This is a genomic window from Agarivorans sp. D1326 (assembly GCF_056958115.1).
This window is the reverse complement of the sequence record NZ_JBTWEN010000013.1, coordinates 1-13,781: the sequence shown is the minus strand read 5'-3', so window position 1 is coordinate 13,781 and position 13,781 is coordinate 1. Positions and strand designations below refer to the sequence as shown.

At 44.2% G+C, this 13,781-nt stretch carries 13 protein-coding genes; 5 read left to right on the top strand and 8 right to left on the bottom strand.

What is annotated here, in order from left to right; all coding sequences use genetic code 11:
• Window positions 1-8: 8 nt before the first annotated feature.
• From ACYFDN_RS19320 to ACYFDN_RS19310, 3 genes are read right to left on the bottom strand one after another with little or no spacing between them, the layout of a single operon-like run.
• Window positions 9-866 (bottom strand): ABC transporter permease, encoded by an 858-nt coding sequence (locus ACYFDN_RS19320; protein ID WP_483512392.1) that lies wholly within the window; start codon window positions 864-866, stop codon window positions 9-11.
• The gene (locus ACYFDN_RS19315) at window positions 856-1,971 is read right to left on the bottom strand and encodes an ABC transporter ATP-binding protein (protein ID WP_483512391.1); all 1,116 of its coding nucleotides are present in this window, start codon (window positions 1,969-1,971) and stop codon (window positions 856-858) included. Before ACYFDN_RS19315 ends, ACYFDN_RS19320 begins: the two co-directional genes overlap by 11 nt.
• Window positions 1,972-2,015: 44 nt before the next feature.
• Window positions 2,016-3,086, bottom strand: a complete 1,071-nt coding sequence (locus tag ACYFDN_RS19310; RefSeq protein ID WP_483512390.1) for an extracellular solute-binding protein — start codon at window positions 3,084-3,086, stop codon at window positions 2,016-2,018.
• Between the two features lie 392 nt (window positions 3,087-3,478).
• Between ACYFDN_RS19310 and ACYFDN_RS19305 the strand changes: the two genes are divergently transcribed.
• Window positions 3,479-4,705, top strand: coding sequence for a glycoside hydrolase family 53 protein (locus ACYFDN_RS19305; protein WP_483512389.1), 1,227 nt, complete (start codon window positions 3,479-3,481; stop codon window positions 4,703-4,705).
• A gap of 413 nt (window positions 4,706-5,118) precedes the next feature.
• On the opposite strand, the gene ACYFDN_RS19300 is transcribed toward ACYFDN_RS19305, so the two are convergent.
• The 4 genes from ACYFDN_RS19300 to ACYFDN_RS19285 are packed head-to-tail and all read right to left on the bottom strand — an operon-like array spanning window position 5,119 to window position 10,576.
• Window positions 5,119-6,780 (bottom strand): TniQ family protein, encoded by a 1,662-nt coding sequence (locus ACYFDN_RS19300; protein ID WP_483512388.1) that lies wholly within the window; start codon window positions 6,778-6,780, stop codon window positions 5,119-5,121.
• Window positions 6,761-7,750, bottom strand: a complete 990-nt coding sequence (locus tag ACYFDN_RS19295) for a TniB family NTP-binding protein (RefSeq protein WP_483512387.1) — start codon at window positions 7,748-7,750, stop codon at window positions 6,761-6,763. The genes ACYFDN_RS19300 and ACYFDN_RS19295 overlap by 20 nt, the downstream gene beginning before the upstream one ends.
• A 1-nt stretch (window position 7,751) precedes the next feature.
• Window positions 7,752-9,761 (bottom strand): transposase, encoded by a 2,010-nt coding sequence (locus tag ACYFDN_RS19290; RefSeq protein WP_483512386.1) that lies wholly within the window; start codon window positions 9,759-9,761, stop codon window positions 7,752-7,754.
• The gene (locus ACYFDN_RS19285; RefSeq protein WP_483512385.1) at window positions 9,758-10,576 is read right to left on the bottom strand and encodes a TnsA endonuclease N-terminal domain-containing protein; all 819 of its coding nucleotides are present in this window, start codon (window positions 10,574-10,576) and stop codon (window positions 9,758-9,760) included. The genes ACYFDN_RS19290 and ACYFDN_RS19285 overlap by 4 nt, the downstream gene beginning before the upstream one ends.
• 374 nt (window positions 10,577-10,950) lie before the next feature.
• Between ACYFDN_RS19285 and ACYFDN_RS19280 the strand changes: the two genes are divergently transcribed.
• The 3 genes from ACYFDN_RS19280 to ACYFDN_RS19270 all read left to right on the top strand — a co-directional run bounded on the left by ACYFDN_RS19280 (window position 10,951) and on the right by ACYFDN_RS19270 (window position 12,461).
• Window positions 10,951-11,160, top strand: coding sequence for a hypothetical protein (locus ACYFDN_RS19280; RefSeq protein WP_483512384.1), 210 nt, complete (start codon window positions 10,951-10,953; stop codon window positions 11,158-11,160).
• Between the two features lie 557 nt (window positions 11,161-11,717).
• Window positions 11,718-11,873, top strand: coding sequence for a hypothetical protein (locus tag ACYFDN_RS19275; protein ID WP_483512383.1), 156 nt, complete (start codon window positions 11,718-11,720; stop codon window positions 11,871-11,873).
• A gap of 207 nt (window positions 11,874-12,080) precedes the next feature.
• On the top strand, window positions 12,081-12,461 hold the full coding sequence (locus ACYFDN_RS19270) for an AAA family ATPase (protein ID WP_483512382.1): 381 nt from the start codon (window positions 12,081-12,083) through the stop codon (window positions 12,459-12,461).
• A 363-nt stretch (window positions 12,462-12,824) separates the two neighbouring features.
• On the opposite strand, the gene ACYFDN_RS19265 is transcribed toward ACYFDN_RS19270, so the two are convergent.
• Window positions 12,825-13,262 (bottom strand): hypothetical protein, encoded by a 438-nt coding sequence (locus tag ACYFDN_RS19265; protein WP_483512381.1) that lies wholly within the window; start codon window positions 13,260-13,262, stop codon window positions 12,825-12,827.
• Between the two features lie 369 nt (window positions 13,263-13,631).
• Between ACYFDN_RS19265 and ACYFDN_RS19260 the strand changes: the two genes are divergently transcribed.
• Window positions 13,632-13,781 (top strand): transposase (locus ACYFDN_RS19260; RefSeq protein ID WP_483512436.1); only part of this gene is annotated, 150 nt, incomplete at its 3' end.

The following is a 13,781-nucleotide window of genomic DNA, read 5'->3' as shown; positions in this document are numbered from 1 at the left end:
AGGCTCCCCTAGCGTCCCAAAGTACGGCTGAATGATTGGCCACTTAGCTTTAAACCCAGCGCCACAACCAAAGACGAAACCAGCAATAAAATCACCCCAAAGGCAGCGCCTAATTCCCAATTAAAACGAGTAATAAATTGAGTGAAAATCTGTTCGGTAAACCATAGGCTGTCTTTTCCGCCCAATAAACGCGGTGTAAGGTAATTTCCCAAGCACAACATAAATACCATGATGCAACCCGATACAATGCCAGGCATTGCATAAGGAACAATAATAGAAGTGGTAACGTTCCAACCATTGCCGCCCAAATCGTAGCCCGCTTCTATTAAGCTTTGATCTAAGCCTTCTAAAGTACTGACCAATGGCACCACCATGAACAACATTGAGGTATACACCAACCCCACTAACATGCTCACATCGTTGTACAAAAATTCTATCGGTTGCTCGGTTAACCCCAGAGCTATTAAACCTTGGCTAATCACACCAGACTCACGTAGCAATATCATCCAACCGTAAGTGCGCACTAACTCACTTACCCAGAAAGGTAACAAGCAACTTAACAACAACAAGCGTTTAACTTTACCTTGAGCCACTTTTGCAATGAAAAATGCCACTGGAAAGCTAACTAACAAGGTTATAAACGTGGCTAACAAAGACATCCAAACTGTACGTAATAAGGTTCGCCAATAGAGCGGTTCGCCCAAAAACTGTTGGTATTGGTACCAACCTACGCTGTCCCCTGCCACATAATCCCGTTTGATGAATGACAGCTCTAGCATCTGCAAATGTGGCAATACAATCAGCAGAACAAACCACAGCACAAAAGGAAGCAGTAATAAGTAAAACCCAAGCCCTTTAGCTTTCACCCTTCACCTCTTGGCTAATACAAATTGCTTGTTTAGCATCCCAAAAAATTCGTAACTTACTGCCCGGAACTATGTGCTGCAAAGAAAAACTGGCGCCTGGAGCCACTCGGTAACTGTCTTGATGGTGAGTATCTTTAACCACTAAGGTGGAACTTGCGCCATCAAACAAGCACTCTTCAACTTCTACATCAAACTGGTTATCGGCTTGAACCTCCCTTCCCGCTTCACAAACTCCAATGGCTTCAGGCCGTACAAATACATCCACCACCGACTTTTCGGCTTGATCAATACTAGTCGCTACAATCAGATGGCGACCTCGAGCGGTTTTAAGTAAAGCAACACCTTGTCGTTGTTCACACACCACTGCTGAATGCGCATTGGTTTGGCCAACGAATTTGGCCACAAACGCCGTATTCGGTTGATAATACAGCTGCTGCGGACTGGCTACCTGTTCAAAGCGGCCATTGTTCATTACCGCCACCTTATCTGACATCACCAAGGCTTCAGATTGATCGTGAGTTATGTAGATAAAGGTTGTGCCAAATTCGCGCTGCAAGTGCTTTAGCTCAACTTTCATTTTTTCACGCAGTTTTAAATCTAGTGCGCCTAAGGGCTCATCAAGCAGCAATAATCGGGGTTCCAGCACTAAACTGCGGGCAATCGCAATGCGTTGTTTTTGCCCACCCGATAACTGAGTAATTTGCTTGTTTTGACTGCCATCTAAGCCCACTCGCTCTAACACATCTTTAATCTTATGCTGTCGCTCGTTGGCTTTAATACCACGGCGCTTTAAGCCGTAAGCAATGTTCTCCGACACATTCATGTTCGGAAAAAGAGCCAAGTGCTGAAACACCATATTCACTGGGCGCTTATTTGGCGCTAGCTCGTTAACCCGCTTTTGATGGATCTGAATCTCACCTTCACTGGGTGATTCAAAGCCTGCCAACATTCTTAATAAGGTGGTTTTACCGCAGCCAGAAGGGCCTAAAATAGAGAAAAACGAGCCAGCCTCAACCGAGAAATTAAGCTTATCTACTGCTGTAAATTCTGAGAAATGCTTCGAGAGGTGTTTACATTCAAGATCATATTTAGCGTTTGCCGCCATAGTACTTCCAAATAAAGCAGAGGGGCGCGAGCGCCCCAATAAAACTAGTTGGCCGCTTGTACGCGATCCAGTACTTTGCCTTCCATTGCTTCTAAACCAGCAGGAACAGCGGGGTACCACTTAATGTTGTCGATGTCGTCGCTACTAAAGCTGGCATTAAACTGCGACTTCGCCAGTTCGTTTACGTAAGCATCTGAACCTTTAGAGGCGGTGAAGTTACCTGCAGCTTCGGTAATTTTAGCTGCTACTTCAGGGCGCATAACAAAGTTAATCCACTTGTACGCAGCATCTACTGCTTTAGATTTTTTAGGAATGGCAAAAGTATCAATCCAACCCAAAGCTCCAGATTTAGGTGCTACAAACTGGATATTCTGTTGATCGCGATTTAGCTTCCAACCGCCAGCATCCCAAGCCATAGCGGCAACTACTTCATTAGAGCGCATTAAGTTCATTAACTCGTCGCCGCCAGACCAGTAAGTTTTAACCAAAGGCTTACATTCCACCAGAGTCTTTTCAACTTTGTTCAATATTTCTTGGTACTTAACAGGATCAGCGTAAGCAGCAAATGGATCTTCACCCAATGCAAAAGCAAAACCGATTAAGGTTGGGCGCTTTAAGCGATAAGAAATTTTACCCTGGTACTGCTGCTGACATAGGTCGGTGTAATCGGCCACATCTTTTGCCATTTCACCATTTACTACCAAGCCGCTGGTTCCCCACACATGAGGAACACCAAACACTTGCTCACCTACAGCAGTATTCTTTTTAGTAGCATCTAACATTGAGGTAATAATTTGGGCCTGCTCAATACGGGCTAAATCAATAGGCTGGTAAATGCCAAACTGCTGCTGAACACCGGTGATTCGGTCTTGGCTAGGTTGAGCTAAATCAAACCCAGAGCCGCCAGTAGCGCGAAGTTTAGAGATCATGTCTTCGTTGTTTGATTTAGTCACTTTTACTTCAATGCCGGTTTCTTTCTCAAACATTTCGATAACTTCTTGTGGTGCATAGCCGCCCCAAGTAAGCAAACGTAAAGTTTCAGCATTGGCCTGCGCACTTATCATTGCGCCCATGCTAAGTGCCAAGGCACTTAATGATAAACGTTTATTCAACATAATCTCTTCCATGTAGTTCTACGGTTAAATGGTTTACCGACAAAAGCGGCTTATTTACAACAAGTATTTGATAAACATGCACCAATTTAATGACACTAATGTGACAAGCAAAAGCGTAGTCGCTAAATTTTTAAACAGCAAAGAACTTGAAAGAAAAAATTAACCACAGCAAATTAAGGTAAATTAAATAGCGCCCTGGAGGTAACAAATAGTTTTTGTGAAAAGTTTTTTCCAGCTCGCAATCTCACTTAAAAACAGTAGCTATATTGATGTTAAACCGCTCCAATGCATCTTTCACAAACAAACCTCTGTGTTTTACTTATTTAGCTGCAAAACAGAGCACAAATACCCACGGTAATCGCCAAACAATTGGCCATAAAACGAGGCAAACAATGAACTCTAGAATAAAGACAGCGCTATTGTTTATGGTGTTTATTGTTGCCGGCTGCCAGTCTGCGAACCCACCTAAAAGCAGTGATAACAATGCCAGCATCACCGCTCCTGAGCTTAGAGATAATTTCATTCGTGGAATGGATATCTCGATGCTGCCTGAGATTGAAGCGCTGGGTGGAAAGTACTACCAAAACAGTATCGAGCAAGATCTAGTGAGCATCCTAAAAAACCATGGCGTAAATTCTATTCGGGCAAGATTATGGGTTGACCCTAGCTCTAGTAACGGTGAACCATTTGGGGGTGGCAACAATGACCTTGCGCGCTCCATAGAGCTTGGCGTACGTGCTCATCAAAACGATATGTCATTCCTGCTAGATATCCACTACAGCGATTTTTGGGCAGATCCTAAAAAACAAAGTAAACCCCAAGGCTGGGAAACCCTTACCTTTGATAACCTAAAACAGAAAGTATACGACTATACTGCCGAGATAATGCAAGCTCACCAAGCCGCAGGTGTAGTGCCAGACATGGTGCAAATTGGTAACGAACTAAATGGGGGAATGCTTTGGCCAGATGGAAAAAGCTGGGGACAAGATGGCAAAGAGTTTGAGCGCTTATCACAACTACTTAAAGCGGGAATTCAAGCGGGAATTCAAGCGGTACATGACAACAACAGTGGCAAAGAAATTCAAATCATATTGCACCTAGCAGAAGCAGGTAACAACCAAACCTTTCGGTGGTGGTTTGATGAAATAAGTGCGCAAGGTGTCGACTTCGACATTATAGGCATGTCTTACTACCCGTGGTGGCATGGCCCGGTAGAACACGTAAGAACCAACATGGAAGATCTAATTGCTCGTTATAACAAGCCAGTGTTACTTGTTGAAACAGCCTTCCCTTTCACACATGAAAATGGCGACTCATTAGCCAATAGTTACTCGAGTGCAAATCCAATAGAAGGCTATCAAATAAGCGTAAATGGGCAGGCACAATTTCTAGTCGACATAATGTTGTTAGTTAACGAGCTTCCAAATAACATGGGCTTAGGTATCTACTACTGGGAGCCCGCGTGGCTACCTATTCAAGGGGCCACTTGGTCGACAAACGCAGGCATGGAATACAGCGGCGATCAATGGGGCCTAGGGAACTCATGGGAAAACCAAGCCTTGTTTGATTTTGAAGGCAATGCCTTACCCTCGTTAGAGGTTTTTAAACAGCAAGAGTAAGAGTTCAAATCTGTTCAAAGAAAATGATACGCAGTACCTCTTCAAGGTAATGCCGTACAACATTTAAGCTTTGTGTAGGTTCATACCTAAAAGTGAAATTTACAGAAAAGATGTAATTGTTATTTTTCAGTCAGTTAGGGAGTGAATATACAATTAAGGTTGGGCATATTTTCCAATTAAACCTGTCATTAGAAATAGGATTTCCAGGCTAGAGTGTCATTTTTCTAGCAGAAAAACACACCTTCACAATTCGTGTGTAACGAGCCCTAAACAGCAAAAACCAGCCGCGAAGCTGGTGTCCTGTAAATCATAGAAAAGACTAGTTTTTTTGCAAGGAAATGATGCCGATATTTCGGCATCCCGCAAGAGCGAGATTAGTCTTGCGTGAGAAGGTTAGGAATGGGGCTTTTCAGTTAGCTGTCGTTTTTTACTACTTCAGAAAGAGAACGCTCAAGCAGATCAGATTTTCTAAAAACATAGAATCCTCGACCAGCCATTTCTGAAAACTCAGTAACGATACCTTGCTTCATTAGATGGCGAAAAATGCTTGGAATAGATAGTTTTCGAAGTCGACACCATTGGTTTAGCACGACATAGTGATCGGTGAAGAACAGCAAACTGTTCTGCTCCTCTGGAAGTTTCGCTTTTTCCGACCGAACAAAATCGTAAAAACGCTCTCGTACCTCAGGAGGAACATAGAAGTCTCTCGCCAGTGTATGTTCATTGTAGTCATTTTGTTTGCCCAGCCTTTTATTCAATGCATCGAACAACTGCTCACGATTAACCGCCAAATTCGAAAAATTTAACTCGCTAGCCTTTAGGAACGAATCGCACTGCTTAGATATCAGCAATACGAGAATATCTGCGACTGACCAGTTAAAACGGCGCAAGACTATTTGCGCTTCGAAAACAGTTATTAGCTCCCCTGAGGTATAGCAAGCACTCATCGGTTTCGTACATGCCATCAAACGCGCAAGAAGCTGGTCGATATCACGCACGTCATACCAAGAGTAACGCAAAGATGTTGAGTCATAGCTCGGGCTCAACAGGCCAGCCTCCACCATAGAAGTCACGTCCGAAGTTGCAACACTCAAACAATCAGCTAAGGTTCGGCGATCTACAAGGAAATGAGTGCCAACATCACGGAAATTAAGGTGAGCATGTGGATTTGAAACCCGCTTAGACTGAAAGCTCATCACATGAAAAGGCTTCACCGGCCAAATAAGAGGACGAGGCAAAAACCCCAGCTCCTCAATATAGTTGGCATGTAAATGAATAAAGAAGCTATGAGGGATATGCTCTAGTAGACCCTTTTTCTTCCAGTAGTCGACACGGCTTTGAAACTGTCTAAGACGAAACTTTTCATCGACTAGGCAACGGTAGCTAAATTCGAATAGCGATGAAACATTTTGAACATCATCTGGAAACACTGCGTATGCAGCTGCTTGAAAGTCGTAGAATCGCATTGCCATTCCTGCCATGCGATAAAGATGGCGACGATAATGCTGTTGTTGGACCAGACTTAGCCCTTGCTCAGCCACTTGATACAGCGGCAGAGAATCCACTTTAGACTCGTTCTCCCTCCACTCCACTTGGCAATTCTCACACTTGGAGTATATTTGCGGAGTCCACTTTAATGGCGTTTGGCACTCGGGGCAGCAGCTCACCAACGGCTGGCAATGCTCCTCACAATGAGTCACATGCGTCAAACGCCACTTTGCTTGAATCGGTTTGATTTCTGCAATGCACGCTATGCAAACCTTCGGTGACTTAACCACAATACTTTTGATAACTCGACCATCGTCGAACGCCCCATCGAGCTCGTTTTCAAAATGAACTACAAGCGTTTCTGGGGACAAACGAAGACGTCTGGACATGCTAGACGCCACTCTATCTAGATGCCGGTTGTCGCAGGTGATACTAGGGAGTGGCATCCCTTCCAAGCCAAACAAATCACGCATTGTTTGAACCTGGCGGTAGCCATTCGTATGGCTGACCCGCAACAAATAGCCCAACAGTGTCTCATTAGCCATTGGTCTTGGGCGCAACGGCAGTTCAGAAGGCATCGCTGTCATACAACCCCCGACGTTCTGCTTCTTCTGAAACTTTAGCAATAGACTCGCTAGACTCGCTAGACTCGCTATCAAGAAGCGGATTAAAGCTCAGCGGTATTTCCAGGTTGCTCGCTGTGTAGAAAGCGTCCGCAAAGTGCTTAAGTTCTACAACTGTATCCGAAGTGGTACGTTCAATAACCGCTTTGAACAAGAACCTAATACTACGAGGGCAGCCATCAGTGGCGAGTATTAACCGAATCAAAGTACTGATGTCTTTCTTAAGTACTGGTTTCCCATCATTTTGCACACTGAAAAAATTGAACCCTTTCACCTTACGAGGAAAGAACCCTATCAGGCCTTGGATATAGTCGGCAAAGTCGAAAGCTCCAGCTCTCGTCATACACGAGAAATAACTGAGTGATAACTTACAGCGGGTACGAGAACGTATGGCATCGTCTGCGGCCATCAGCGCCAATAAGTCTTCCTTACCAGCCAGCAAAATGGGGATTTTCAGATCATTCGTCAGCTCAAGCAGCAGTTTAACGTTTGCGGTTTTAGCGTCCGCTCCAGAACGAGGAATGACAGACTGAGACTCATCCAATGTAATCATCCGAGTTTGCTGTTGAGTGATTAAGTGCTTAAGCCGCATACGACGCTCAACAACCAAGCCGCGCCACGGTAAAGGATCTCCCATTGCTTCAAGCAGATTTCCGAGTAAGCCCGCGTAAGTGTTCTCCGGTGGTATGCGAGCATACAAGATAGGTCTGAACGTTTGCTCATCGGTGTCCCTAATCGGGTAATCGAGCATCAGTTGCTCAATCATATGACTCTTACCCGCCCCGACAGGTCCTATCAACACCACCAGTTCAGCATCGCGACCGCCAAATTTGTAGATATGAGTCAACGTGTCGTAAGCAACCTTGAACTTAGGGTAAAAAATCGTACGTGCCAAAAAGGCATCAAGCTCTTGGTTATGGTTATGCTCATCCATGCTATCGCCCTCCAGACAATTCTCGGGAGTAGTCCGGGATAGGAGGCTCTAGCACTGAAGTGCTGGGTTGCACATACGTCAGTTTAGAGTTGTCTCTCGCAAAGCGATTCACCCCCTCCTCAAGCGTTGTTTGAGGGCAATAGCTGCCGCTCTCTAACGCTTTAGACTTCGGCGCAGACGACGAAGGCTTACGTTTCTTAGGTTTACCGTGCTCACCATGTTTTGATGGATAAGTCTTAGTCTCAGCGTTTTGCGCTCCTTTTTTGGCGGCTTGATTTTGCGCCCGATAGGCTTCAAGGCTGGTTCCTGGAGCGACTGTTTTATCGCGCAGAGGTACAATCATCATCTCCATCTCGCCCGGCACAATGACAGTGACGGATGAAATGTCCTTTTTGTTAAATATGACCTCGACTTTTACTTTGTCACTCCTCGACTTGGTGTCTTTCGATTTGCTATTTGTCGAATTGCGCTTCTGCATGAGCTTGAACCGCAAGTGTTTCAACTCAGTCGAGTTGTAGTACAAGTTTTCAATCTGTACTCCTTGCGTTTCCTGTATGGTGCGCGTATAAGTCGCGCCAACCAGGCTATCTAGCATCGCTAAATCCGCTGCGGGCCTTGGGTAACAATCGTTCCTACACTGAGCCAGCTTTTGGGCAGGACTGAGGCCATCTAACCCTTTATGTGAATTCTGGTGGTAGTAATCGACGATGTATTCTTCCAAGTATCGAATAAACTCAGACAAGGTGATTACTGCCGCTGCCTCTACCGTTTTATCGAAATTATTCGCATCAACGCGCTTACCTAAATACCCCGGAACTCGCTTCATCAATTGCTCACGAATAGTTCGATTGAAACGTTCGATAAATGGCCGTCGCTGTGATTTTCCGGACTCGGCGCGATGGATACTGCTATGAAGGAGAGCATAAAAGTGAGTCACCGTTTCTGATATAAACCCTGCGCCATTATCAGAGTGAAATGCTACTGGTACTCCAATCGTATGCCAGTCGTTTTTAAAGTTGCCATCTTTTAATTTTGGCGAAACCACATGGCGCAATAAGTTCATAGCGGCTTCGGCAGATTCTGCCGGTTTAGTGCCGTAGACAATCGAGTATCCTAGGATGTACCTGGTATGCACATCGATAGCGAGGAACAAAATAATACGCCCCAAATACTCTCCCGTTTCATCACAAAGCACCCCTAAATTTAAGTGAACAGCATCGATTTCCACGCGTTGCCCTGGGTGCTTGGTGATGATTTTCTCGTTGCTGTCTCTGAATAGAGCGCGGGCAGCTTTGAGCCCTTTCTGGGCAACCGAAACCTGGAAGGGGTCCAGCTCATCTAATAGGTTGTCCAACGAGGTTTTGGACATGGGTTTACCGCAGAGTTCATATTTTTCTTGGTTAATATCCAGATAAAAAGCTTCTTTGTATGTGCGATATAGTGCAGAACGGTTACCGCCATGCGGTACCAGATAATGTTCATCAATAACGGCCATCGCAAAGTCATACTGAGCTTCGGTGACCGGTTTAGTGCGCGTCAGCTTAGTGTTGAGTAAGGCATAAATATTCTTACCTTTTCGCCCCCACTTTTTGTGCATACGATAGAGCTTCATCTCATGCGGCGGATTGGGGTCACGGACTCTTCTAGAAACACTGTCGATGACCTTAAGCCTCGTTTCCATCGAGCCCGGTGAACCAGAAATGTCTAACTCGTTCAGGTAGGCTAACCAACGCTCGGCTTCGGCTAACTTTTCAGCATCAGTAATAGGATGGATGGCAACCGTATTTTCTCTTTCGGTAACCTTCAGAAAGCCTTCGTGATAAGCAAGAGACCATACATCCGTCTTCAGCATCTTGGGCTCGTGGGTCAGTGTATTCTCCAGCACCATATAATCCGGCTCAACAGTGCGAACAACGTGCTCCTCCTTGTCGTAACTTAACAGCATGCCTTTGACAAACAGGGTTGGGCGGTCTTGATAGGTAGAGGGTGATTTAGCTGTCTGCGGATTCATGCTGCCACCTCCACAAGAGTGTGACGTCTAATAACCTCTGGAAACACGCTACGTATCACTTGATGAGCAAGCATGACCATGGGATAGGAAACCCAAGCCTCGTGCTCCACACAGATGTGATCAATCTCAGAGAGCACTACCTGACCACCGTTATCTTTAATGAACTGCACCACTTGTTTGTTGAGTGACGGTATCGCCTCATAGCGATGAAAAGCCTTGAGCTGACGCAGTTGGACTAAGCGATCAGGGTGAACCTTTGGCTCAGTGAAAAGCTTTAGCTCTGTGCCAGTTTGTTCCTTCACAATACTTTCGTGCAATGCATGCTTTTTCTGGAATTCATCCGAATAGGTTTTCGCTTCGGGCTTAACTTCTCCGTGGTCAAAATGCCGAGAGTATTGAATCAGCAGGTCAGGGGTATACTGACGCCAGTTTCCCTCCTTCGAGTGGTTCATGAAACTGTCAGGTTGGGTGGTGTAACTGACAACCTCATCGTCAAAGTCCAGCAATAAGCAGACATCGCTTTCGAGCATGGACTCCATGTACTGTAAGGTTCCTGTCTTTATGCTGTAATCGAAGCGAGCGATTTTCATCATTGACGCTTTTCCGATTTTTCTATTTAGGCTCACCTTCTTTCTCCTTAAGTGTTGAGGGTAAGCGAAGAAAGATAGTCGAGAGCTTACAAAATAACCATATTCAAATGCTAATAACTCTTTATTTTTCAACAACTTATTATTAGCAATAATTAATAAAATGTCAGTACAGAGCTTGTGTTTTTTGCTAAACACCTGAAAATTAAGAAGTTTGATTTTTGGCATTTTTCATGGAGTGAAGAGCTAGTGCATCAAGTTTTTTTAGAACTTTTTGCTATAAGCGAAGATTAGTCCGTGGCGTAAACTCATTGCACGACTCGTTACGCTATATTCTCAGATTCATGCATTTACAGAACCGATATGAAGAAGAAAATGTCCCGGCGGTTATCCCCAATCCTTTTCTAAAACCTGGATTTGTTAATCCTGGGGTCTCATTCGCACAAGCGAGAGAAAACCTCAAAGCGAAACTCGTTCGGCGAAAAGGGACAGCTAACACCGCGAAGCGATAGGCAAGAGGTTGGTTGCTCACCCCTTCATCTAATTGCCCAGAATAGTGTGTGTTTTGTAATTTTCTGAAAACTGGTATTGGAGTAGAACTGATGACCAAAGATACGAAGGGGAAGATAAACCCGCCCCCCGAGGACGCAGAAGCGCTCTATGACGATGCCTTTCAAGACTTACTGAAATATTCATTACCGCTTACTCAAGACATGCGAGAGTCGGTAGATAAGCTCATCGACGGTGTTGAAATAGATTTGAATGAGAAGCTCAATGATGAAGATGACGAGCCTGAGGGTGCTGAATTCTAAAGCGAGCAATAATAGGTTGACTACGGATCTAATATACCAGTGAAGTGACCTGCTATAGCCAATTGCCTAAGACCTTGTTAATGATCCAAAGAGAGTCCGCTAGATTAGGCTCGCTGAACTGCAAGGATAAAAGCAAATCAAGACGTAGTTAGCGGAGCATCACTCCGATGATTATCGTGCTTAATTTGGGTCTTCAATACCCCAAAATAAACAGATATTTTAAGTTGATAACTTAACCTAAGACAGTAAATCGTATATCAAATACTATTCATCTACATAGTAAGTATCACTTCGAAACTAACTGAATACATTAAAAAAAACAGTTTTTTATGGCATGCGAATTGTATCGATGTGAATTAGAATTAACTAAAGAGTTTGGAGGTGACCAGTGAGTGAATCAAAATCAATAACGTGTTTAGCTGAGACGTTCTACCCATGCCTCATCGCGTTTTGTTAGAGACTGAAATTGAGTGAGAGTGAAGCGTAACTTGTTACGGAGACGAAGGAACAGCCTCGACGGGAGCAGTGGTCACTTCACAGATATAGGCGCTAACTGTATGAAGAAGCGACGCTTTGTAGCGCGTCGGGTAATTCCCAACCCTTTTGACAGTGATGAGTTTGTAAACCCTGGCGTATCGATGACTCAAGCACGAGAAAACCTAAGAGAAAAACTCTTACGGCGTGGGCTTAAGCTCAAGCGGAGAAGTCGTTAGGAAATTGCCCGCGACCTACTCCGAGTATTGGTTATTTGTTCAAATGTAACGGCCTAAACGGGAGTTGTTTTGCAACATTCAAGCAGCCTTAAGTGCCTTTACAAACAGCTCTCTAAGCCGGGTGAGCGCCCAAAGGTCAACGTTATAAGGAAGCAGCAAAGTATCAACTCGGACTGCTTAATACGGGCAATCTCTGAGTATTTGGGTGTGCCGGTATATAGAGTTGTGGGTAGAGGACGAAACCTTAAGCTTGCTGATGAGTTGTTAGATTTAGCGAACCAACTCTCTGAGGTGTTTGCTATCCCTACCCCGAATTTAACCGATTGGGAGCAAGCTATCGCTGAAACTTGCAAATTGGTACGAAAGGGAAACTGCGTACTGTTTATCGACGACATCGAAGTTTTGGCGGGTAAGCATGATGACATTACAGATGCATTATGGACCTGGTGGGAGCAGTGGCTTAAAAACGCTACCGGATTCACGCTGATTTTTGCTAGTGCTGATAACACATGGTTAGACGAACATATAACCTTTTCGCCAGGATGGTACGGACGATTAAGTTTTGCCGGTGCGATTACCGAAGGGTGAAAAAATAATACTATCTTGAGCCAACTAGGAGTGTCGAATAAAAACTAGGTGCAGGACAAAATCGACTATGCCATAAGAAAACTGAGTTATTGTATGGGCTGATAGAATTGCTAAGCGAGTTTGTCCGATGTTGATATTTAAAAGCTTTCACCATGTGCAGAGATTGCAAGAGTTCGTAAGTATCAGTTCCTACAGTGATAGATGTTAGGAATGTATCAAAATACACCTAGCTTTAAAGATTACCATTTTAGTGACATAGTGAATTGTAGTGGTCAAGTTAAATTGGCCACGGTTTTGTATTCAATTCAAGCCAATAGCGTTTGGGTTGTCCCTGCGACCAACAGGAGCGATTGCTGCGGCTTATTAAAGGCTTTTAAGGTTTGGATTATCATCTCGTTTGATTGTTGGCTCAATTCGCTCATGAAGCGGAGGTTTTCGTTTCTCTGAAATTACAGCACGGATGACTTTAAAAGTTAATTTCTTAGTTTTATACGTTATAGTTCTTACATCATTCAGCAGCAAAAGAATACTTTGTCTAAGAGACTTATAGTCTTTTAGTGCTACATAAGTGCCCGCAGCGGTTACACCAGTTACGACTGCATCTGCATTTGTAACCAAGAGAGAAATATGCTCAAGAACACATCCTTTTTTCCATGAGGCCTCTATCGAGAAGCCTTCCCGAAAACCATGCTTTTCAGCTAGCGCAGAAAATTCATTAAGGATAAACATCGCAATATCCTTCTCAGTTCCATCTTCAACTGGCCCTGTTTGAATTTCGAATGTAATTATATGATGTGTCAAAGTCATTGCCCTGTAACGATAAGCTAAGTGGCTGTAAACACCACTACACCCAAATTAACCACCTCAATCACACTAACCGACTTGAACCAAAACCGCCACAGGTTTGCAGTCCACCTTAAGCGCCTTGATACTCATTAAGCCTTCTCCCTCAGCCACTACAGTTTACTGACAAGCGGCCAAACTTTCAGTTAAGTCTTCAATTTCTTTATGTGATAAAAGCTCAGGAGAGCCCTTAAACATCCACTTTGGGGCGCTATTTTGATGTTCAACATATTTTGATACTTTTTGGAAGGTTTCAGATTGGTAAGGCCTGAGAACACCCGACACTTTTTATGGTAAAAATGTAACTTCACTATAAAAGGTAAAACCATGGCCAAAGGCACACGCTATTCAGCAGAGTTCAAACAAGAAGCTGTTAATCAAATTACTGTTCACGGTTATCCCGTTGCAGATGTCGCTGAGCGTTTAGGCATAAGCACTAAAGCCTTGTATAACTGGATGCGTACCTACGCAAAGCCG